We start from the raw sequence: 20,625 nt of genomic DNA, 5'->3' as shown, positions 1-20,625 counted from the left end.
CGTGACCCGCAATGGGATCATGGGCCCTCCTCCGATCGCGACCGGTCCCCCCCGAACCGGCGTGACGCCTAAGTCCGATCACGAGCGGGCGAGGTCCGTCAACATCTTTGTACTTTTCCACAGCTTCGGGATTCCGGCATCGTTCCAGCCCTTCGCCCTCTCGGCATCCGTTGCTGATGAGATTGCCGTCAGATCTCCGCGGAGCAGGTTCTGTTCGGGCGGGCTCGCCGGATCACCCGTGAGGCAAAGCGCCATTCACGTATCGAGCGCGGCCCTACGGGCCTGCAAAGGGTGTGGCCGGAGGCGCTCCCGCCTGAGTTGGGAAAGCTGGAGACGAACGCGAGGGCGACCGCGCGGGAGGGGTCATGGCGCGAAGGTCACCATCCGGGCGCCGCGCCAGAGCCCGTGGAAGTCGTAGTAGACCTCCGCGGGCTGCTCCCTGTCCTCGTAAAGGCAGCGCCCTTCGACCGAGATGTCGTAGGCCACGAGCGGCCGGCCATCGGCCGGGAGGAGGAGTTGCGGCCCAAGGCCTTCCCAGACCTCGCCGTCGCAGGTGAAGGGCAGCGCGGTGGGCCGCTCGGTCGCGAGTTCACCCTGCCCTTCGATCAGGTTCGAGACCCAGACGGCCTGGTCCTGTGTCTCGCAGCCCGTGTCGCAGGCGGAAAAGGCGAGTTCGCCCCCATTGGCGCGGAACGCCATGCGCGGCCGCCCGTCGGGAGTCAGTTCGAGGTCCACCATCTCTCCATGCCCCTCGCCCACTACGACGGTGCCCATCCAGGCCTCGTCCGAGGTCAGGCAATCCGGTCCGTCGCACCACAGGTAAATGAGCGTGTGGGACAGGTCCGCCTGCTCCATGCCGTCGCCGGCGAAGAAGGCGATGCGGGGGCGGCCCTGCGGATCGACCTCAAGATCCCATCCGGGAGAGGGGTAGGATCCTGAACCGGCGTCGCTGAGCAGGACCCGGCGCCAACTCGCTCCCTGCGTGCAGACCGCATCACAGGCAAGGTAATAAAGCCCCTCGGGGGCGTCCTCGCCGTTTTCCCCGAGCGCGAAGATCCGGCTTACGATGCGGGGCTTCCCATCCGGCGAGAGCGCCAGGGCGGGAGCGTCGAAGATCTCGGTGTCGTACTCGGAGTGACGTGCGATGTCGGTTTCGGTCCAGTTGGCCCGATCCGTGCAGTCCGCTTTGCAGGTCATCCAGAAGGTGCCGTAATGATCGGGCTCCACGAAATAGTTGCGATCGGAATAGAGGAACTGCGGGCGGCCCGCCGGGTCCAGGAGAAAGGTCCGCTGTGGCGTCCGGTCGGCCATGATCGCCGACATCGAGTTGTCCCAACTCATCGCGATGGGGGTCACGGTCCAGTTGGCCCGGTCGGTGCAACCCGCGTCGCATTCGGCGTAGGAGTAGTCGAGTCCGCCGCTCTGGGTCTGGGAGGTGCTCACGATGAGCAGGCGTGGGCGCCCGTCGGCGGTCACATCGACTTGGACCCGGCGCGCCGCCGGAATGATCTCCACCGTGGACCACGCGTCGAAGCTGGCGCAGGCGGCCGGGCCTCCGGGACAGGTGGCGTACACGGCCTCGGCACCCTCGACCTCGGGCTCCCAGTGGACATAAGCCATGTGCAGCCCGCCCGCACCGTCGAGAGCGGCATCGGCGCTGGCGGTGGACCGCTCGGACTCGGCAAACAGGCCCACGCGCTCGTTCACCTGCGCTTGGGCGCCCGAGACGATCGAGGCGAAGGCCAGCGCGAGCGCCAGGTCATGGCGGCGGAGTTGAATAAAGGTCAGCATCAATCCCTCCTGGAAATGATGACTGGCTAACAGGTGCCCCCCACAGCTCAAGGCGGGTTGTCCTGACCTCGACCGCTCGGGAGTTGGCCTCGGATCCCAGGTCCCGCCGTTTCTGTGCGGCTGCGGGCTCGCGAGTTCCGAAGGCAGGGTCCAAGGCCTGATGGGCAGCCGAGAAGGCGCATTGAGAATGAGGCACGACGACGCTCTCATCGAGTCCAAAGACCTGCTCAACCCCCTGATTCCGGGCGGGACGGCGGAGACGAGATGATCTCCGGAGCCATACCATGGACCGACACTGCGCTGTGTTGGATGCTCGGGCGCGGCACATGGTGGCCCTCCGGGCCCGTCAAGGGCAGGATTCCTGCGTGGTGGCCCAGCGCGGTGTCGGGCATGACGCCTCCAGTTGATGGAGTTGCCTCATGTCGTGTCCCTCTCTGCTTGCCGTCGGCAGTCTGGCCCTTCTCGCGGCCGGCGCCGGCCCTGCCCTTGCCCAGGACGGTCCGTCCTTCGATTGCGCGAAAGCTTCGACCTGGGGTGAAAGGTTGGTCTGCTCGGATCCGGAACTTGCCAGGCTCGACCGCAACCTGCAGGCCCGCTTCGAAGCGGCCCTGGCGGCAGCCCAGGCGCAGACACCAGCAGCCCTGCTCGACCTGCGCGCCACGCAGCGCGGCTGGATCAAGGGTCGCGATGACTGCTGGAAGGGACTTTACCCCAATGAGTGTGTCAGGGCCAACTACCTGCACAGGGAAGCCCAGCTGGTCGCTGGCTGGTCGCTCGAAGCACCGTCCTGGGTCACGACGTACCGCTGCGGAAGCACGGCCGAGATTCGGGTGAGCTATTTCGACACCGAGCATCCTTCGGTTCGCATCGAACGCGGCCCCGAGACCGATGTGGCAGTCGGAGAGCCCGGGGAGGAACATACCCGCTATACGTCAGATCTGGGCAGCGTGTTTCTGGTGGACGCTGACGATGCGTGGCTCCAATGGCTCGGCGGCGCCGAAGAAGCCTGCAGCCTAAAGGCGGACTGAGACACTCCGCCTCAAGGCATCTTCCCGAAGTGCAGGCGCCGACCTGCTGGCGTTCAGTCCCAAGCACATCCTGTCGTGCAGATTGTGGAGCGGCGCAACGGAAGTCTCGCCTCGACATGGGGCGGATCGTAGGCCCACCAGAGCTGCACGGCCCTGCATCGACACGGTTTCGATCGCGCCATCGAACAGATGCAACTGGTCTCTGCCTGTCGAAAGGCGGTCGTCCCAAGGCGGCGCGCCACTCGGGAACGGCAGGGCTGTCCTCCAGTCCTTCATATGGGGCAGAGGGGTTCCGACCATGTTCTTTCGGTGGCCCACCTTGGATGTCGTGGTCGTCAGCAATTCATCGACATCCCGGGCCGACAGCCGGACCGGCCATGCCCTAACACGGCCAGCTGGATCGTCACGCCACTCGCCGGGAAGTAGCCTGTCAGCCACGACAGTTGGGAACCGGTCCACCCATGCAGCGCAGAGCTGTCTGCCGGCGCACCGTTCCTGTCTCGCCAGCTTGTAACGAGCCTTGCGAGACGGATCTTCCTACGAAAGGGCCGTCGGCGTCGCAGGCCTTGGTCGATGCTCATGTTCCCCGAGCCGGACTGCGCGGGGCAGTCGTGAGCTCACGGTCATCCGGCCCGGCATTTGCTGCACGTGCTCCGGATCATCCAGGAGAACGACGCCACTCTGGTGACGTCGATCCGCCCATGCTGGCGGACACTCTTCCGCTCTGGGCGACAGTGGCCCCGCTGGCGCTATAGGCCAAGTACCACTTGGAAAGATGATCACCCCGGGCTGGCGTCGGCGTCCATAGCGGTCGCTCAAGGCTGCAGGAAGGAGCACGCTCTCAGGGGCGGAGGCACACTCCCGGGTCGGCAGCCTAGTAGCCCTGCCAAGCTGCGTCTTCAACTACGCAGGCAACCTTCGCCGCCTGGACGGCGAGGGCCGCCAAGTGCGACGATTAGCGTGCTAAATTACCGGTAAGGCGTGAATCGTCAGCCCCTACGTCGACCCGCACGGACGTCTTGGGCGGCATCCAAACTGGTGCCCCTAACGGAGAGCGTTTCCGCTCCCGCCTCAGCTGCAAAGCGTTCTGAGCCGCCATGGATGACGGCCGAAGGCCTCCTGCGGAACCAGTTCTCACGGCGAACCCGGTCCCTGGCTCACTCCCAAAAGGCGCTGGCCGAAATCGCGAAATTGAGGTTCTGGGTGTCGCGCAGCAGGAAGGTCGTGATCCCGACAAGGGCGCCCGACGCGTCCACCAGCGCACCGCCGCTCGATCCGGGTGAGATCGGTGCGGAAGTCTGGACCAGCGTTATGCCGCCATCCTCGCGGACCCCCGAGATCAGGCCCTCGGCGAACGTCTTGCTGAGGCCTGACGGGTTGCCGATCGAGTAGACCCGCTCGCCCACGGTGAGGGAATCGGCGGGCCGGATCGCCTTGATGGGCCGCAGCCAAGCGTCGGTTCGCAGGATGCAGCGATCCGTCTCCGGGTCTGCGGACAGCAGCTCGACCGCGATCTCTTCGTCGCTCGTCTCGTCGACCAGCGTCATGGAGGGGGCACCTTCGACAACGTGGCAGTTGGTCAGGGCCAAATGCTTGGAGATGGCGACAGCCGATCCCAGCGAGCCCTCGCCCGCCGCAAGCTCCTCCGGCGTTGCCGCCGCCAACAGAAGATAGATGGAGCCCTCCGTCGCCGCAAAGACCTCCTGCGGCTCCATCGCAATCGCGCTTTCGGCCTCGTTCCGATCTGTTGTGGCGGGCGCCCAAGCGGGCCAATCCATGCTGACCACGGGCGGCTCGGCAGGTTCCTGAGGGGGCGGCTCGGCTTCGGGACCCTGCGGCGTCATCCCGGGACCAGACGGCGGCAATTTTGGCGCGATCGGCATGCCAATTGGCCCTGGCACCCCCTCTTGCAACCAGACCGATCCCATGCGGAACGCCGCTTCGCAGTCGGCGGCGTCGGCCATGTAGTCCTCGGGCACCAGCACGTCCGCCGCGCCCGGCCCCGCAAAGCGTGGATCGTCGCATTCGCCGTCATAGGCCCACCGGCTCGTGTTGAAGCCGAAATCGATGACTCCCGGCCGCGGGGCCACGGGCTGCGGTGCAGAAGGCATCTTGCTGGGCGCGCCGCCGGTTTGCAGCCAGACCGATCCCATGCGGAAGGCCGCTTCGCAGTCGGCGGCATCGGCCATGAGATCCTCTTGGACCAGCACGTCCGCCGCGCCCGGCCCTGCAAAGCGCGGATCGTCGCATTCGCCGTCATAGGCCCAGCGGCTCGCGTTTGCGCCAAAGTCGAGGTAGCCCTGCGCCAGAACCGGCAAAGCCCACGTCGCAGCCAGGACCGATACCGACAGAAGCATAGGTCGGCTCAGCACTTGGACCTTGTGGCTGGCGAAGCGGCAAAGCGTCATGATCGCCTCCCTGGAAATGCAGATTGTCGTAAAGGACTGTGGAATGCCCTCGTGATCGGAGATCGCGGCCTGCGGCTCAAGGACGGAAATCCTGACCCTGCCCCGGACAAGACCGAATGCAGGAGGAGGCGCGGTCATGGATCTGCGTCAACCGAAGAGGTCCTGTATCCGGTAGATGGGCGCTGTCGGCCGAACATGATCCTGTGTCGGTCCTGGCCGGGGTGCGGATGTTGAGGCAGCACTCGGGGTCCGCTCCTCGGCAACCGCCGCGCGGTTCAGGTTCTCGACGTGCGGCTGAAGGAACTGAGCCGTGAGGTGAAGAGGCTGTGGATCGAAGAACGGCCCGAAGCAGGTTCCTGCGTATGTTGCAGGCTCTGGAAGCGACGCATCTCAGGCTAGCGTCGTCGGAACGACTGATGGGCGGACCCGAGCCGCTTGCGCGTCCTACCGCCGTGTCTCCTGCCGATCGTCGGCTCCGACCTCCTCAAGGGACGCGCTGCTGAACCCAGTTCAGCGGCCACGAATTGGTGGACTTGGCCGTGCGTCCTTAGTGTGCTCTGAGGAACGTCAAAGTGGCCCTATTCCCCCGGGTGTTCGAGACGAATACCTCCACGCCCCGCCCTGATGGTGCGCCGAGCGCCAGAGTCCAGAAGCGCACGAACTGGTAGCCGATCTCGACCCCATGCTCGTCGGATCCGGGATGAGCTAAGACATGGCGCAGAGGGTGGCTGCCCTTCGCCTGCGCGCGTCTCATTGCCCCGACATCACCCTCCAAGGAGCCTGCCTAGCCCTGCGCGAAGTAGTAGAATGCGAGAAGCAGTCCGACCGCGATGACGACCAGGCGCACGATCGTTTGCGGTACCCGCCGGGCTGTCCAGACTCCCGCATAGCCCCCCAGCGCCACGGCCGGGATCATCACGATCGCCTCCGGCCAGGCCACGACTCCGCCGCCGACGAAGACCACGATGGCCACGGCGGCGATGATGGCCGCAAACAAGTTCTTCAAGGCGTTCAGGCGATGGTAGTCGCCACGTTGAGTCAGGCCGAGGGTCGCCAGCATCATCACGCCCATGCCTGCGCCGAAGAACCCGCCATAGATGGATGTGAGGAACTGGAGGACGAGAGCGACGAAAGACGCCTTCTCATCCTCGTTCGTCCCGGCCCTGCTCTTTGGCTTGAGCCAGGGTCCAGCGGCGAAAAGAGCGGTCGCGGCCAGAAGCAGCCATGGCACCATGGCCCGGAAGGAAGGGTTCGACAGCGCCAGCAGGATCAGCGCACCTGCCCCCGATCCCAACGCGGACACCAGTCCCAGCAGAACGGCGCTCCGCCACATCCGCTTGAGATCGCCCCAGTATGCGAGGGTCGAGGTGATGTAGCCCGGGAACTGCGTGATGGAGGAGGTGGCATTCGCGGCGATGGGCGGCAGGCCGACCAGTGTCAGCGCGCCGAAGGTCAGGAATGTGCCGCCCCCTGCGATGGCGTTCACCACTCCGGCAAGGAATCCGGACAGAATGAGAAGCATCAGGTCGGCCAAGGGCATGATATAACTGACTTCGGTCTGCGGTCGTCCGCCTCGTACCGCCCTCGGCACGATCGCGACCTGCCCCACTTATGCCGCTGACGGCCAGCATGCACCAGATCGCCAGACGGCATGACGCCAAGTCCCGCCTCCAGTCGTGGGACATGACGCCCAGGAGCATCAGCAAGCAGGTCCAACGCCGCTTTCCCGGTCGGTGCATCGATCTTGAGGCGTTGCGCCGGCAACTCCGATCCCGTGTTGGGCTGCAACCCTGCCGTCCAGCATAAGTGAGCGGGAGGCTCAGGCCACTTTGGCGGCCAGTCGCTGCGCGGCGCGCGCCAGGGTTTCGGTCTTGTCGCCGGCCACGCGCGGCACGATGCGCCAGCGGGCGTTCACGAAGCAGAAGAGCGCGAAGCCAAGGAGCCCCAGGCAAAGCGCGGCGACCAAGGCACGGCCATAGGCTTGCTCTCCCAGCCAGTCGAAGGCGCTGGCCAAGCCGCCCGCCTCCGACGGATCGGCCCGCCAGGCTGCGGTCAGGAACAGGAGCCCGATCACACCAAGGGCGACGCCGTGCGCCGCAACCCCGACCCGGAGCGGGGTCCGCCATCGGGCGGTCGAGGAATTGGCTGCCAAGTACCTCTCGTAACTGGCCGTCCAGCCCTCCATGACATATTTCGCGCCCGCGCCCATGATGACCAGTCCGGCCAGTCCCACGAGCCATCTGCCACCGGGCCAGCCCATCACCGTTCCGATCCACTCACGGAGCCGCGACTCGCCTTCGGGTCCGGCCGAGGAAAGGAGAAGCGTCAGCGCCGCGAAAGCAAGGCTGAGATAGACGAGACCGGAGATCGCCATCCCCAGTCGCCCGGCAACGCCCTTCGCGTCCTGTCCGTGGGCCTCGAGGTCCATTGCGGCCGCAAGCACCTGCCAAGCCGCATAGGCGATAAGGCCCAGAAATATCAGGACGAGGACAATGCCACCGCCTGTGGTGCCCTCGAGGCTCGCGAGCGCCGAGGACGGCCCTTGTGCCTGGCCACCTCGCCAGATCGCCCAAAGAGAGAAGCCCGCGATGACGAGGTAAGTCAGCCCCCGACCCGCATATCCCGCCCGCATCACGGGCACTGTCCACGCCAGAGCATCCTCGCGCATGCGCCACCTCCTGCAGCGCAACGGAGCCAGTCCGGGCAGGTTCCTTCTACTTTGCTCAAAGGCGGCAAGTGCCGGGGCACGTCCGAGATCGACGGTCAGGCCATCGTCCAGCGGATCATGTCCGCTCTGCGCCACGGACTGAGGTGGCAGGGTACGCCGACGGTCCGCAGGCATCAAACGAGCCGTTTGACGACCGCGTCCTGCCCTGGTCGCGCCAGATCGCCCTGGCCCGCCTTCCCCCTGACCCGTCCGGCCCTGACGAGGACGGGGACACGAACATGATGGAGATCGCCTCGGTGACGCGTCACGGGCCCAAGGACCCCCGGAGGGCGACGGGCCTCCCGATGCGCGCCAGGCCCGGCGCGTCCAAGGCTGCCTTCCGGCCCTGCCGCGAGGGGCGCCCCCCGCCGACTGGACCGAAGGTTCGCCGGGGCGCCAGCCGAGGCTGGGGCAAAGGTCCGCCCCGCGAGCCCAGGGTTCGGTCACGTTCTCTCCCCTCGCGTGGCCGCAGGTTGATCGATCGAGAACCTTCGGCGAGGTGGCCCCGTCACCCGGCCTTCACAAGCCGCATCAGGGTCATCATGCCCAAGGGCGGCAGCGTGCGCTCCTCGACGAGCCGGAGCCGCGCCTCGCCCAGCACGCGCCTCCTGTCGAAGTCCGAATGCCAGCCCAGGAGGTCTGCAAGCGGCGCCGCCATCCGCTCGGCCACTGCGAGCGCGCCCCGGGCGCGCTGGAAATGGTTCACGACCACCACCGTTCCCCCAGGCCGCACCACGCGGGCGATCTCGGCCATCACGCGTTCAGGCTCGGGCACCACCGAGACGACATGCATGCAGGCCACATGGTCGAAGCTCTCGTCGGAAAAGTCGAGTTCCCGCGCATCCATCCGGCGCAGGGAAACGACGTTCGTGAGTCCATCCTCGGCCACCTTGGCACGGGCCTTGGCGAGCATCTCCTCGCTGTAGTCCACCCCCGTCACGGCGACGCGCGGGCCGTAATGGCGCAGCGCGAGCCCGGTGCCCACGCCCACCTCCAGCACCGATCCTCCGAGTTCGCTCAGGAGCGACGTGGCCCGCCTCCGCCCCACGTCGGTGACTGCCCCAAAGGTCCGGTCATAGACCGGCGCCCAGCGGGCATAGGACTTCTCGACCGCTTGCAGCTCCATTCACCTGTCCTTTCGTGGAAAGTGCCGCCCAAGCCGGGCCCAGCCCGACAACAGCAGCAGGAGGTAGCCAAGGTCCAGCAGCACAAGGGTCAGCCAGGGATAGGTCAGGAGCGCCGCGCCCAGCGCCACCGCTCCGAGGAGCAGCATCCGGGCCTGCTCGGGACGGATGCGGACCGGACGGAAGGCCGGGGTGGGCAGGCGGCTCACCATCAGGCCCGCGACCAGCATCAGCCATAGGGCCGTCAGCGCCGGGTGCAGGACGACGGTGGGCGCCAGGTTGGCGACAAAGAGCGGGAGCAGCGCCAGCATGGCCCCGGCGGGCGACGGGACCCCCGTGAAGGTTTTTGCGGATTGCCCACCGAGCGAGGGCACGCGGCTGCCGATGTTGAACCGAGCCAGCCGCAAGGCGCAGGCCACGGCATAAACCAGTGCCGCGATCCAGCTGAGACCATCGCTTTCGCCCCCCGTGGCCCAGATATGGATCACCAGCGCCGGCGCCACCCCGAAGTCCACGAAGTCGCACAGCGAGTCGAGCTCGGCTCCCATGGCGCTCTCGCTGCGGAGCCGCCGCGCCAGCCGCCCGTCGAGTCCGTCGAGCACCGCGGCCAGAAGGATCAGCCCGGCGGCGATGTCGAACGCGCCCTCGAAGGCGAAGCGGATGGCCGTGAGCCCGGCGCAGAGCGCGGCCAGGGTTATGGCATTGGGAAGAAGTTGCGCGACCGAGAGCCGGGGCCGGGGATCCGGGGGCGCCTCCATTCCTCAGTCCTCCTGCGCTGGACGGGCTGGGCCGGTGCGCGACAGATCCGCGATCACCGTCTCGCCCGCCACCATGGTCTGACCCAGCGCGACCAGGGGCGTCACACCGGGCGGGAGATAGACGTCGAGCCGAGAGCCGAAGCGGATGAGGCCGAAACGCTCCCCGGTCCGGAGCCCCTGCCCCACCTTCGCCCAGCAGAGGATGCGCCGCGCCACCAGCCCGGCGATCTGCACGACCGCGAGCTGGCGCCCATCGGCGAGTTCGAGGCAGAGCGCGTTCCGCTCGTTGTCTTCGCTCGCTTTGTCGAGCGAGGCGTTCAGGAACTTGCCCGGCCGGTAAGCGACGGCCGCGACACGGCCAGCCACCGGCGTGCGGTTCACATGGCAGTTGAACACCGACATGAAGACGCTCACGCGCGTGAGCGGCTCGGGCGACATCCCGAGCTCCGGAGGGGGCACGGCAGGCCCGATGAGGGAGACCACGCCATCCGCCGGGCTCACCACCAACCCTTCGGCCTGGGGCACCGAACGGCGCGGGTCGCGGAAGAAGTAGTAGCACCAGATCGTGAGGCCGACGCCCAACCAGCCCAGGGGCTCCCAGATCAGGAACAGGATCAGCGCGCCCAAGCCGAAGAACGGCAGGAAGCGGTATCCTTCCGGGTGCATGGGTTTGAGGAACGTGCCCCACATCGTCATGCGCCGGTGTCCCTGCCTCACTTCTCCTGGATGGAGCTCCTAGCTGCATTGCAGCGGGACTTCAAACGGGAACGACGCTTCATCGTATGTTTGCGGCAGGGATGGGCAGGCAGCCGCCATGCCGGCAAGCCGGTACAAGCTCGTCCGCTGGCATCGGCCCTCCCCAGTCGATGACTGCGGGACTGTGTCTCCCCACCCCCCCGGCACCACCCCGACGAGCGCGGCTGCAGTCAGCAGCCCTGCGAGGTCAGGGCAGGATTTCGGCCGCAGATGTCCGCCACGCCGCAGCTACCCGAGTCGGACCATCCCATGGCTGCCATTGGGCCACCTTATGGAGCGGGGCCTCCATGTTCCGCAGCCGCGCCCAGAACCGGACGCAGCGTCTCACCATCAGAGGGATCGCCCCAGGCGAGGTTCCGAACCAGCAGACCAGCTGCGCTGGGTCATGCAGCAAGCTAAGGCACGACCCCTGTCAGGCGGAGGCGGCATTTCTCCGGCAGCGCTGCCCTCCTGGTCCGGAAAAAGCTGTCCGACGGTGCCCACTTGACGCTTTCATCCACGAAGCTCCATGCTCAGGGCCGGAACTCGCGTCCGGCTCCGGACGCTCTACTCACTTCGGACCGAGGTTTCACACCGAACGCGGGGACGCGCATGGATTGGCCGCTCGACGACGTCGATGACGTCCTGCCCATCATCTCGTCCCTCGTGGATTCGGCCAGCCCATTCGCGTTGGTGACGATCGTCGCGGCCGATGGCGGCCCCCGGGCGGTCGGTTCGCAGATGGTGGTCACCGACGGAAGCGCCTGGGGCTTCCTTTCGGGCGGCTGCGTGGAGAGCGATGTCGCACGGCACGCGCGCGACATCCTCAGGACCTGGGAGCCCCGCCGGATCGCTTACGGCCATGGCAGCCCGTTCTTCGATATACGCCTGCCCTGCGGCGGCCGGATCGACCTGCTGCTCGAACCCGTGCGGCCCGATGACCCGGCGATGCTGGCCCTGGTCGAGGCCGCCCGCGACCGACGAGTCCTGCGATACCTGAGCCGCGGCGACCAGCGGCAGGTCCAGTTGCCGGACGCGCCTGTCGAGGGCAACTGGATCGTCAATCGCCTGCACGAGCCGGCACAAAGGCTCGTTGTCGTGGGCAGCGACCCCTTTGCGCTGGCCATCGCGGCCGGGGGCCTCTTGCAAGGATGGCAGGTGACCCTGGTCAGGCCCAACGGCCCGCCCGGCCCCGCGCCGCTTCCGCTCGACTACAGGACCGATCCTCCTGACGTGGCCCTTCGTCGGCTAGAGCCGGATCCCTGGACTGCCGTGGCCATTGCAACCCACGATGCGGATCTCGACCAGGCGGCCCTGCTGGCGGCCCTGTCGTCCTCGGCCGGGTATGTGGGTGTCCTGGGGTCGCGCCGCAGGCTGGAGGCTCGCCGCGCCCGGCTGCTGGAGGCAGGGCTGCAGCCGTCAGACCTTGCGCGGCTCCGGGCGCCTATCGGCCTGCCCATCATGGCCCGGAGCCCGCGCGAGATCGCCGCGGCGGTGGTGGCCGAGATCATCGAGCGCCGCCCCTCGCCGGTCGCATGGACGAAAAGCGGAACCGCCACGGTCGGCGCTTCGGGCTGACCGGCTCTCGTGACCTGCTCCTCCGTGATCGGACTTGGGGGCGTTGGGTTCCGTCGGAACCGCTGATCGAGGTCCCGACCCCAAGCCCAACGGCGGCACAGGAGATCAATCGCTTAGGCAGAGGGCCTGACGTCGACACAACAAAGGTTCTGACCCGCTCAATCAAATCGACTTGGCTGATGCCAACTGCCCGCGGGCCCGGATGCTGCTGCCGGGACAATAAGGTCGAAACTTGTGAATTTGCTTCGTCAGCGACGACAATCGTCGTAGGCTGCGGCAAAACGAAGCACGCAGGGAGGACGCCAATGCCACGGATCACTGTGAATGGCACCGTACATGACGTGGATGCGGAACCAGAGACGCCGCTTCTTTGGGTGCTGCGGGAACAGATCGGCCTGACCGGCACGAAATACGGCTGCGGCATCGCCGTCTGCGGCGCCTGCACCGTGCATATCGGGGGCATGGCGACCCGCTCCTGCCAGGTCCAGCTTCAGGACATCACGCCCGAGGACGAGATCACGACCATCGAGGGCTTATCGCCCGACCGGACGCATCCGGTCCAGCAGGCCTGGCTCGAGGTCGACGTGCCCCAATGCGGCTACTGCCAGTCAGGCCAGATCATGGCGGCGGCGGCGCTTCTCGCGAACAACCCGAACCCGACGGACGAGGACATCGCGGCCGAGATGACCAACATCTGCCGCTGTGGCACGTACAACCGGATCCGCGCGGGCATCAAGCGCGCCTCCGAATTGCTGTGAGGGAGGCGAAGCATGACACGACACTTTTCGCTGACACGCCGCGGCTTCCTCGCGAGCGTCGCCGCTGGCGGCTTTGCACTGGGTTTCCGTATCCCCGCCGCCGCGCAGGACGCGGCAACCGCCACCACTGAGCTGAATGCCTGGGTCGTGATCCATCCCGACGACACCGTGGTGATCCGCGTCGCTCGGATCGAGATGGGCCAGGGGACCCTGACCGGCCTCGCGCAGCTCGTGGCCGAGGAGCTCGACGCGGATTGGGAGAAGGTCACCTGGGAGTACCCGACGCCGGGCCAGAACGTCGCGCGCGACCGGGTCTGGGGGGCCTTCGGCACCTACGGCAGCCAGGGCATCCGCGCCTCGCAGCAGTATGTCCGGGAAGGAGGCGCCGCCGCCCGCGCCATGCTGCTCCAGGCCGCCGCGAATCGCTGGGGGGTCGATCCTGCCACGCTCACCGTGTCCAAGGGCGTCATCTCGGGGCCGGATGGCCAGACCCTGCGCTATGGCGAGCTTGCCGCAGAGGCCGCGCAGGTCGCGGTTCCGGCCGAGATCCAGCTCAAGGACCCGTCCACCTGGACGATCGCCGGGCAGCCGGTGAAGCGGCTCGACACCATGGGCAAGCTCGACGGCAGCCAGATCTATGCCATCGACATGAAGCTTCCCGGCATGGTGAGCGCGGCGATCCGGCAGGCGCCCGTCATGGGGTCCACGGTGGCGAGTTTCGACGCCGAGGCCGTCATGGGCATGCCGGGCGTTCAGAAGGTGCTTCAGATCGACAACGACGCCGTGGCGGTGGTCGCCGATACGTGGTGGCGCGCCAAGACCGCCCTTGACGCCCTCCAGATCGAATGGACCGAGAGCGAGCACGCCAACCTTTCCATGGCCGACATCCATGCCATGCTGGACGAGGGGCTGCGATCCGAGGACGCCTTCGTCGGCACGCAGGCCGGAGACGTGTCGGCCGCCGTCCAGAACGCGGCGAACGTCGTGGAAGCCGAGTACTACTTCCCCTGGCAGCACCACGCGACCATGGAGCCGATGAACGCGACGGCCCTGGTCACGGCGGACCGCTGCGAGGTCTGGGTCGCCACCCAGGATGCCGAGGCCGAGCTGGCCGTCGCTTCCGAAGCCTCGGGCCTGGAGATCCCGCAATGCGAGGTCTACCGGGTTCACCTTGGCGGCGGCTTCGGCCGCCGGGCCAGCTCGCATGAATACACGCGGCAGGCGGTGCTCATCGCCAAGGAGATGCCCGGCACGCCGGTCAAGCTCATCTGGAGCCGCGAGGAGGACATGATCCACGGCACCTTCCATCCGATCACCAAGGCGCGGATGGTGGGGGCGCTCGACGACCAGGGAAACCTGACCGGCCTGCACATGCGGATCTCGGGCCAGTCGATCCTGGCGAACCTGATGCCCTTCATGCTGGAGGAGGGCAAGGACCCCTTCACCTTCCAGGGCCTGAACCCGGACGGCGAGGAAGGGCAGTTCGGCTACACCGTGCCGAACCTGCTCATCGACCACGCCATGCGGAACCCGCCGGTCCGGCCGGGTTTCTGGCGGGGCGTGAACAACAACCAGAACGCCTTCTACCTCGAAACCTTCATGGACGAGCTGGCCCATGCCGCCGGGCGCGATCCGCTCGAATTCCGCCGGGCGCACATGGCGAACCACCCGCGCCACCTTGCGGTGCTCGAGGCGGCGGCCGAGGGGATCGGCTGGGACACGCCGCCGCCCGACGGGGTGTTCCGGGGGCTCTGCCAGCACATGGGCTACGGCAGCTACGTCGCCGCGGCCGCCGAGGTGTCGGTGGATGATCGAGGGCAGCTCACCATCCATCGCATCGTCGCGGCCACCGATCCCGGCAATGTCGTCAACCCGCAGCAGATCGAGGCACAGATCGAGGGGTCCTTCGCCATGGGCCTGAGCGCTGCGCTCCACGGAGAGATCACCGTGGAGGGCGGGCGGATCCAGCAGGAGAACTACGACACCTACCCCGTCATCACCATGTGGGAGATGCCGGCCGTCGAGAGCCTGATCCGACCCTCGGGGGGCTTCTGGGGCGGCGTGGGCGAGCCCACGATCTTCGTGGCGGCGCCTGCGGTCCTCAACGCGGTCTTCGCCGCGACGGGCAAGCGGATCCGCCAGCTACCGCTGGACAGCAACAGCCTCAGGAGCTGAGGCCGTGCGGCTGGCAGCTCCGGCCGCCAGCCCTCCTTCCAAGGAGCGGACCCGGATGCGAGCACTCGTCATCGTCCTCGCCGGCTTGGCCACATCGGCGTCGGCCCAGGGCGCGCCGCCTGGCGCTCTCTCCTGCACCGGCTGCCATGCCCTCGATGCCGAGGCCACCATGCCGCTGGGCGCTTTTTCGGCCGAGGAGATCTCTGCCGCCCTTGCGGATTACCGGGACGGCCGACGTGACGCGACGATCATGGACCGCATCGCGCGCGGTTTCACGCCGGAGGAGTCCCAAGCCATCGCCGAATGGATCGCCGATCATGCGGACAAGGAGTGAGCCCATGAGGTTGACGCGGCGGACCCTTGTGGCCACGGGCGGCACCGCGCTCGCCCTCCCCTTCCTGAACCGCGCGGCGCACGCACAAGGAAGGGGACGGGTCGTCGTGGTCGGGGGCGGGTTCGGCGGCGCCACGGCGGCGCGCGCCCTTGCCTCCCTGGGCCACGAGGTGACACTGGTCGAGCGCCAGCCCACCTACTGGACCTGCCCCTTCAGCAACACCGTGCTGGCGGGGCTCAACCCCATCGAGTCCATCGCCTTCGGCTACGACGGCCTGAGCGCCGCGGGCGTGACGGTGGTCCGGGGCGAGGCCCAGGGCATCGACACCGACGCGAGCCAGGTCCGGCTCTCCGACGGTTCCCTACCCTATGACCGGCTGATCCTCGCGCCGGGCATCGATCTGCGCTATGACGCGCTGCCCGGCTACGACGAAGCGGCGTCCGAGGTCATGCCCCACGCCTGGAAGGCCGGGGCGCAGACCGAGCTCCTGCGGCGCCAGCTCGAAGCCATGGAGGACGGGGGCGTGGTCGCCATTGCCGTTCCCGAGAACCCCTTCCGCTGCCCGCCCGGTCCCTATGAAAGGGCGAGCCTCATCGCCCATTATCTGAAGTCGACCAAGCCCCGGTCCAAGGTGCTGATCCTCGATGCCAAGGACGCCTTCTCCAAGCGCCCCCTTTTCGAGGAAGCCTGGGCCGCGCTCTATCCCGGCCTGGTCGAATGGGTGCCCGTGTCGATGGGCGGCAAGGTCGTGGGCGTCGACCCGGCCACCCTGACGCTGATGACCGACTTTGCCGAGCATCAGGTCGCCGTGGCCAATGTCATTCCGCCCCAGCGCGCGGGCGGCATCGCCGATGCGTCCGGGGTGGCCGACGCGACCGGCTGGTGCCCGGTCAGCCCCGAGACCTTCGAATCCGCCTTGGTGCCCGGCATCCACGTCATCGGCGACGCCTGCCTGGCCGGGGCCATGCCCAAGTCCGCCTTTTCGGCCAATGCCCAGGCCTTGGTTGCCGCCCAGGCCATCGACATGCTCCTGCGCGGCGAGACGCCCGGCGCCCCGAAGCTCATCAACACCTGCTACAGCCTCGCCGCGCCGGACTATGCCTTCACCGTGGCCGGGGTCTATCAGCCCGTCGAGGGGGCGCTCGCCGAGGTGGAAAGCGCGGGCGGCACCAGTCCCGTCGGCGCGCCGCCCGACGTCCGCGCGACCGAGGCCGACTATGCCCGGGCCTGGTACGCGACGATCACGGGCAGCGTCTTCGGCTGACATGGGCCGCGCCCTGTCCTGTGCGGCTGCCATCGCCATCGCGGGCCCCTTGGGCGCCCAGGGCCTGCCTGATCCGCTCACCGATGTGCCGGGTGACCCTTCGCGGGGCCATGCCATCGTGCTCGATCAGCAGAAGAGCCTTTGCGTTCTCTGCCATGCCGGCCCCTTCGCCGAGGTCCCCTTCCAGGGAGACCTTGGCCCCGACCTCACCGGCGTGGGTGATCGGCTGAGCCTGCCCGAACTGCGCCTGCGCGTGGTGGATAGCCGTTCGGTCAATCCCGACACGATCATGCCGCCGTTCCACAGCCTCGACGGGCTCGCCCGGGTGGGCGCCCGCTGGCAGGGCACTACGATTCTCACTGCGCAGGAGGTCGAGGACGTCGTGGCCTACCTCGCCAGCCTGAAAGGAGGTTCGGAATGACTCCACGTCCGACCCGACGGACCGCGATGGCCCTGGTCCTTGCCGGGCCCCTTGCGCTCCGCCTCTCACCGGCGTCCGCCACGCCCGACACGATGCGGGCCGCGCTCGACGCCTTCACCGGCGGCGCTGCCGTGACCGAAGGGCGCGTGACCCTCAACGTGCCGCTGCTGGTCGAGAACGGCAACGCGGTCCCCTTGAAGGTGTCGGTCGAGAGCCCGATGACCGAGGACGAGTTCGTCGAGGAGGTAGCCATCTTCAACGAGCTGAATCCCCTGCCCGACGTCATCCGCTTCCGCTTCACGCCCGCCTCGGGACGGGCCGCAGCCGAGACGCGTATCCGCCTCAATGGCTCGCAGAACGTCCATGCCATCGCGCGGATGAGCGACGGTTCTCTGTGGTCCGCCGTGACGGACGTCATCGTCACGGCTCCGGCCTGCGCGGAGACCTGACATGGTAGCGATGGTCAACATCCCCGAAACGGCCGCGCCCGGCGAAATCGTCGAGGTCAAGATCCTGATCTCTCACCCGATGGAGACCGGCTTCCGCACCGGCGCGGACGGCAAACTCGTGCCGCGCAACATCATCCACGACTTTCGCTGCCTCTATGGCGGCACGGAGGTGTTCCGCGCCGAGATCTTCCCGGCCATCGCGGCCAACCCCTTCCTGGGTTTCTTCCTTCGTGCCGTCGAAACCGCCGAGGTGGAGTTGCTCTGGACCGACGAGACCGGAGAAGAGCACAGCGAGCGTCGCACGCTGACCGTGGGATGATGCTGCGCGCCGCGCTCCTGACCGGCGCCCTGGCCACGGTCGCCACGGCCGAGGAGCGGCGGACGGGCTATGAGATGATGTCGCCCGACCTTCGTGCGATGCAGGATGACGAGATGTCGAATCCCGGGATGCTCTGGGTGGCCGAGGGCGCCGCCCTTTGGGATACGCCCGAGGGCGAGGCCGGCCTGTCCTGCGCGGACTGCCACGGTGGGGCGGAGCAAAGCATGGCCGGTGTCGCCGCACGCTATCCCGCATGGGACGAGGACAGCGGCGCGCCGGTGGACCTTGCGGGCCGGATCGGGCTCTGCCGGACGCGGCACCAGAACGCCGGGGCGTGGGACCGCGAGAGCCGTCCCCTTCTGGCCCTTGCCGCCTTTGTCTCACGGCAGTCGAAAGGCGTGCCGATCACGCCCGACAGCGACCCGCGCCTCGATCCTTGGCGCGACACCGGCCGGGTGCTGTTCGAAACGCGCATGGGCCAGCTGAACCTCGCCTGCGCGAACTGCCACGACGACCATGCCGGAGGGCATCTGGCCGCCGCCACGATTCCCGAGGCCCACCCCACCGGCTACCCACAGTACCGGCTGCAATGGGAGGAGATGGGCGGTCTCCACCGACGGTTCGGCAACTGCATGGCAGGCGTCCGGGCCGAGCCCTTCGCATCGGGCTCGCCCGAGTACATCGCCCTGGAACTGTTCCTCATGTCCCGCGCTGCGGGACTCGAGATGGAGGCGCCCGCCGTTCGGCCCTGACCGTCCAGCCGCGCATCGGTCCCCGCACCAGTCCGAGCCCATGGCCGCGATCGTGCCCCACAAGGAGTGCGACGGGCTCCGGCTCGACCAGTGACGGAGGCCTCGGAGTCGCGCAACGTGCCCAGCGCGGTCAGTTCGGAAGCCGGCCATTTCACTGTTCCGGTTCCTTGGAGGGTTCTGCGAACGGCGTCTACGACTTAGAAGTCGAGCCAATCTGACTGATGCCCGACCCGGGTTGCTCGTGCAGGCGGAACTTGGCTCATGCCGACGTTATGCCAGAACAAATCCCAGAGTCTTCCGTTGGAGGTTTGCCGCGGCAGGTGTAATCGCCGGAGAACCAGCATGAAGCTCTTGATGGGAATGGTTATCACGTCAACGGCCGTCAGCCTCCCCGTATTTGCGCAGGAGGGAGGCACCGACCCGAGCACGATGACCTGCGCTGAGTTCGTCGTCCTGGATACTGCGGGTCAAACCCGTGCGATGGCGTCGATCGAAGTTGCCGCGGCGGCGGCCGCAGCCTCGATCGATGAAGGCACAGGCGCCGACCCTGCAGCTGATGACGCCCCGGCAGCCGCAGCCACCACCGGCACTGATCGCGTTGGCGCCCCATCCTCCACCGCCGAGGCGGCCACCCCCTCTTCTGGTGACACCGGGGAGTCGAACGCGGTCGTGGCTGGCGACACCGCGCCTGGTGGCGGAGACCTGACGGCGGCGCTCTTGGATACCTGCTCGAGCGTTCCCGACATGCGAGTGACGGATGCCATGATGCAGATTCAGGCGGGCGACACGGGCCAACCTGGTCGCCCGAGCGCCACCGAGGGCGGCGCAGGCGCAACCCAGGGCAGTGACAGCGGCGGCTGACGACCCCAAGCTGCTTGGCGCAGCGTTGGTGAGTGTTGTCGACGGGGGCGACCTCGTCTCAGACTCGCTGGCATAGCCGACCCCGGTCCGCGCACGGCGCCGGGCATTCGGTATGAGATTGGGACGGGCCCGCCTTTGACCAGGATGATCGGAAGGCAACGGTCTAAATTGAAGTGGTCGCCCACTAAGGCATGATCTTCGGCGAACAGGTGCAACTTTCGAATGCGCCGGGACCGGGGCATCGGCCCTTCTCGCCATCGGAAGCCTCGACGGCACATTTCAGCGACCCCGCAGGCCCCAACCATGTCCAAGCCGTCCCTCGACAGTCGGGGCCCCGCCTCAATGCCGCAGGCAACGAGGCCAAGAGCCGTTTCATCGATATTTTGCTTCTTGGAGGTAATTCGGCGATCGTCCGGGCGGGTTGGCGTGCCGTCCCTGCTTCGAACATCGACCCGCGCTATTTTCGGCGGAGGCACACCCGGAATGTCCATTCTGAAGCTCAACGGGCCGCACTCAAAAGACGAAAAGCAGCCTGCTGTCCGACCGATGATGCTCGCTCGACCTCATGCTCCCCTCCGCTTCGGGATGGAGCGCGTTGGCGACCGGGGCCTGAAATCGAACAGGTATCCCATCCTTCGGCGAGAGCGACGACATGCGTCCACTTGTGGACTGGGCGGCTTGAAACGCTTCAGCGGCGTCGAAGAAACGTCGGACGCAGACCGCAACGGCTGCGAACTCCCGGAGACCTCACGTGGGCTGGAAGCTGAGCGTCGCCCGCTTTCGCCTGCGGAACGGCTGGTGCGAGTTGTGGGCGCGATGTTCCCCAAGCGGCCGGTGGCCTGCCGATCCTCGGCACAAGACTCTTTCGGGGCGGCGCCTTACGAGCGGAATCCATCGATCACCAGCGCAACGGCACGGCCGCGCCAAGTTGCCTGACACTCCGCATGGACCTTATAGCCAAGCGGATGGTATCGGGGCGGGTGCGGGTGTCAGAGGAACTGCGTCGGGTCATCTGATGTGGCCAGAGACCCCCCTGCTCCGGTCACGTCAGATTGCTCTGACACGGCCTGTCCCTCAGACGCTGACCCTCAGCATCTGCCAGGAGTGGGGTGGCAGGGTGATGCGAACGGTGTCCCCTTCGACTGCGGTCCCATGTCCCGGCC

18 protein-coding genes are annotated in these 20,625 nt (G+C 67.4%); 11 read left to right on the top strand and 7 right to left on the bottom strand.

Annotated features, from left to right (window positions below; genetic code table 11):
- Positions 1-363 precede the first annotated feature (363 nt).
- Positions 364-1,791: a hypothetical protein gene (locus tag J3P31_RS18020; RefSeq protein WP_210529905.1), complete on the bottom strand. Its 1,428-nt coding sequence runs from the start codon at positions 1,789-1,791 to the stop codon at positions 364-366.
- 419 nt (positions 1,792-2,210) lie between these two features.
- Between J3P31_RS18020 and J3P31_RS18015 the strand changes: the two genes are divergently transcribed.
- Positions 2,211-2,819 carry a lysozyme inhibitor LprI family protein gene (locus J3P31_RS18015; protein ID WP_210529904.1) on the top strand — a complete coding sequence of 203 codons (609 nt, stop codon included), beginning with the start codon at positions 2,211-2,213 and terminating at the stop codon, positions 2,817-2,819.
- Between the two features lie 1,157 nt (positions 2,820-3,976).
- Here the strand turns inward: J3P31_RS18015 and J3P31_RS18010 are convergent.
- From J3P31_RS18010 to J3P31_RS17985, 6 genes are all read right to left on the bottom strand, one after another.
- The gene (locus tag J3P31_RS18010) at positions 3,977-5,227 is read right to left on the bottom strand and encodes a S1C family serine protease (protein WP_210529903.1); all 1,251 of its coding nucleotides are present in this window, start codon (positions 5,225-5,227) and stop codon (positions 3,977-3,979) included.
- Between the two features lie 784 nt (positions 5,228-6,011).
- On the bottom strand, positions 6,012-6,767 hold the full coding sequence (locus tag J3P31_RS18005) for a sulfite exporter TauE/SafE family protein (RefSeq protein ID WP_210529902.1): 756 nt from the start codon (positions 6,765-6,767) through the stop codon (positions 6,012-6,014).
- 279 nt (positions 6,768-7,046) lie between these two features.
- Entirely contained in the window at positions 7,047-7,895 is an 849-nt protein-coding gene (locus J3P31_RS18000; protein ID WP_210529901.1) for a DUF1206 domain-containing protein, read from the bottom strand.
- Between the two features lie 547 nt (positions 7,896-8,442).
- Positions 8,443-9,060 carry a class I SAM-dependent methyltransferase gene (locus J3P31_RS17995; protein ID WP_210529900.1) on the bottom strand — a complete coding sequence of 206 codons (618 nt, stop codon included), beginning with the start codon at positions 9,058-9,060 and terminating at the stop codon, positions 8,443-8,445.
- Positions 9,061-9,816: a CDP-alcohol phosphatidyltransferase family protein gene (locus J3P31_RS17990; RefSeq protein WP_210529899.1), complete on the bottom strand. Its 756-nt coding sequence runs from the start codon at positions 9,814-9,816 to the stop codon at positions 9,061-9,063.
- A gap of 3 nt (positions 9,817-9,819) precedes the next feature.
- Positions 9,820-10,512, bottom strand: coding sequence for a phosphatidylserine decarboxylase (locus tag J3P31_RS17985; protein WP_210529898.1), 693 nt, complete (start codon positions 10,510-10,512; stop codon positions 9,820-9,822).
- Between the two features lie 651 nt (positions 10,513-11,163).
- Here J3P31_RS17985 and J3P31_RS17980 point away from each other — a divergent pair.
- From J3P31_RS17980 to J3P31_RS17935, 10 genes are all read left to right on the top strand, one after another.
- Complete coding sequence (locus J3P31_RS17980; protein WP_210529897.1) at positions 11,164-12,129, top strand: XdhC family protein; 966 nt, start codon at positions 11,164-11,166, stop codon at positions 12,127-12,129.
- 305 nt (positions 12,130-12,434) lie between these two features.
- Complete coding sequence (locus J3P31_RS17975) at positions 12,435-12,887, top strand: (2Fe-2S)-binding protein (protein WP_210529896.1); 453 nt, start codon at positions 12,435-12,437, stop codon at positions 12,885-12,887.
- 12 nt (positions 12,888-12,899) lie between these two features.
- Positions 12,900-15,062 carry a xanthine dehydrogenase family protein molybdopterin-binding subunit gene (locus J3P31_RS17970; RefSeq protein ID WP_210529895.1) on the top strand — a complete coding sequence of 721 codons (2,163 nt, stop codon included), beginning with the start codon at positions 12,900-12,902 and terminating at the stop codon, positions 15,060-15,062.
- A gap of 55 nt (positions 15,063-15,117) precedes the next feature.
- Complete coding sequence (locus tag J3P31_RS17965) at positions 15,118-15,396, top strand: c-type cytochrome (RefSeq protein WP_210529894.1); 279 nt, start codon at positions 15,118-15,120, stop codon at positions 15,394-15,396.
- A gap of 4 nt (positions 15,397-15,400) precedes the next feature.
- A complete protein-coding gene (locus J3P31_RS17960) occupies positions 15,401-16,660 on the top strand; it encodes an NAD(P)/FAD-dependent oxidoreductase (protein ID WP_210529893.1) in 1,260 nt (419 codons plus the stop codon).
- A 1-nt stretch (position 16,661) separates the two neighbouring features.
- Complete coding sequence (gene soxX, locus J3P31_RS17955) at positions 16,662-17,081, top strand: sulfur oxidation c-type cytochrome SoxX (RefSeq protein WP_210529892.1); 420 nt, start codon at positions 16,662-16,664, stop codon at positions 17,079-17,081.
- Entirely contained in the window at positions 17,078-17,530 is a 453-nt protein-coding gene (locus tag J3P31_RS17950; protein WP_210529891.1) for a SoxY-related AACIE arm protein, read from the top strand. Before soxX ends, J3P31_RS17950 begins: the two co-directional genes overlap by 4 nt.
- A 1-nt stretch (position 17,531) precedes the next feature.
- Positions 17,532-17,849, top strand: coding sequence for a thiosulfate oxidation carrier complex protein SoxZ (gene soxZ / locus J3P31_RS17945; RefSeq protein WP_210529890.1), 318 nt, complete (start codon positions 17,532-17,534; stop codon positions 17,847-17,849).
- Positions 17,846-18,601, top strand: coding sequence for a sulfur oxidation c-type cytochrome SoxA (gene soxA, locus J3P31_RS17940; protein WP_246849646.1), 756 nt, complete (start codon positions 17,846-17,848; stop codon positions 18,599-18,601). The genes soxZ and soxA overlap by 4 nt, the downstream gene beginning before the upstream one ends.
- 342 nt (positions 18,602-18,943) lie before the next feature.
- Positions 18,944-19,462, top strand: a complete 519-nt coding sequence (locus J3P31_RS17935) for a hypothetical protein (RefSeq protein ID WP_210529889.1) — start codon at positions 18,944-18,946, stop codon at positions 19,460-19,462.
- The last annotated feature ends 1,163 nt before the right edge of the window (positions 19,463-20,625 follow it).

Source organism: Rubellimicrobium arenae, from assembly GCF_017916275.1.
Lineage (GTDB): Bacteria > Pseudomonadota > Alphaproteobacteria > Rhodobacterales > Rhodobacteraceae > Rubellimicrobium > Rubellimicrobium arenae.
The sequence above is the reverse complement of the archived record's forward strand: the minus strand, read 5'-3'. Positions and strand labels throughout refer to the sequence as shown.

What these genes read in the sequence shown, in the direction of transcription:
- J3P31_RS18020 (WP_210529905.1), bottom strand. Translation starts at nt 1,791, where the DNA reads ATGCTGACCTTTATTCAACTCCGCCGCCATGACCTGGCGCTCGCGCTG.
- J3P31_RS18015 (WP_210529904.1), top strand. Translation starts at nt 2,211, where the DNA reads ATGTCGTGTCCCTCTCTGCTTGCCGTCGGCAGTCTGGCCCTTCTCGCG.
- J3P31_RS18010 (WP_210529903.1), bottom strand. Translation starts at nt 5,227, where the DNA reads ATGACGCTTTGCCGCTTCGCCAGCCACAAGGTCCAAGTGCTGAGCCGA.
- J3P31_RS18005 (WP_210529902.1), bottom strand. Translation starts at nt 6,767, where the DNA reads ATGCCCTTGGCCGACCTGATGCTTCTCATTCTGTCCGGATTCCTTGCC.
- J3P31_RS18000 (WP_210529901.1), bottom strand. Translation starts at nt 7,895, where the DNA reads ATGCGCGAGGATGCTCTGGCGTGGACAGTGCCCGTGATGCGGGCGGGA.
- J3P31_RS17995 (WP_210529900.1), bottom strand. Translation starts at nt 9,060, where the DNA reads ATGGAGCTGCAAGCGGTCGAGAAGTCCTATGCCCGCTGGGCGCCGGTC.
- J3P31_RS17990 (WP_210529899.1), bottom strand. Translation starts at nt 9,816, where the DNA reads ATGGAGGCGCCCCCGGATCCCCGGCCCCGGCTCTCGGTCGCGCAACTT.
- J3P31_RS17985 (WP_210529898.1), bottom strand. Translation starts at nt 10,512, where the DNA reads ATGACGATGTGGGGCACGTTCCTCAAACCCATGCACCCGGAAGGATAC.
- J3P31_RS17980 (WP_210529897.1), top strand. Translation starts at nt 11,164, where the DNA reads ATGGATTGGCCGCTCGACGACGTCGATGACGTCCTGCCCATCATCTCG.
- J3P31_RS17975 (WP_210529896.1), top strand. Translation starts at nt 12,435, where the DNA reads ATGCCACGGATCACTGTGAATGGCACCGTACATGACGTGGATGCGGAA.
- J3P31_RS17970 (WP_210529895.1), top strand. Translation starts at nt 12,900, where the DNA reads ATGACACGACACTTTTCGCTGACACGCCGCGGCTTCCTCGCGAGCGTC.
- J3P31_RS17965 (WP_210529894.1), top strand. Translation starts at nt 15,118, where the DNA reads ATGCGAGCACTCGTCATCGTCCTCGCCGGCTTGGCCACATCGGCGTCG.
- J3P31_RS17960 (WP_210529893.1), top strand. Translation starts at nt 15,401, where the DNA reads ATGAGGTTGACGCGGCGGACCCTTGTGGCCACGGGCGGCACCGCGCTC.
- soxX (WP_210529892.1), top strand. Translation starts at nt 16,662, where the DNA reads ATGGGCCGCGCCCTGTCCTGTGCGGCTGCCATCGCCATCGCGGGCCCC.
- J3P31_RS17950 (WP_210529891.1), top strand. Translation starts at nt 17,078, where the DNA reads ATGACTCCACGTCCGACCCGACGGACCGCGATGGCCCTGGTCCTTGCC.
- soxZ (WP_210529890.1), top strand. Translation starts at nt 17,532, where the DNA reads ATGGTAGCGATGGTCAACATCCCCGAAACGGCCGCGCCCGGCGAAATC.
- soxA (WP_246849646.1), top strand. Translation starts at nt 17,846, where the DNA reads ATGATGCTGCGCGCCGCGCTCCTGACCGGCGCCCTGGCCACGGTCGCC.
- J3P31_RS17935 (WP_210529889.1), top strand. Translation starts at nt 18,944, where the DNA reads ATGAAGCTCTTGATGGGAATGGTTATCACGTCAACGGCCGTCAGCCTC.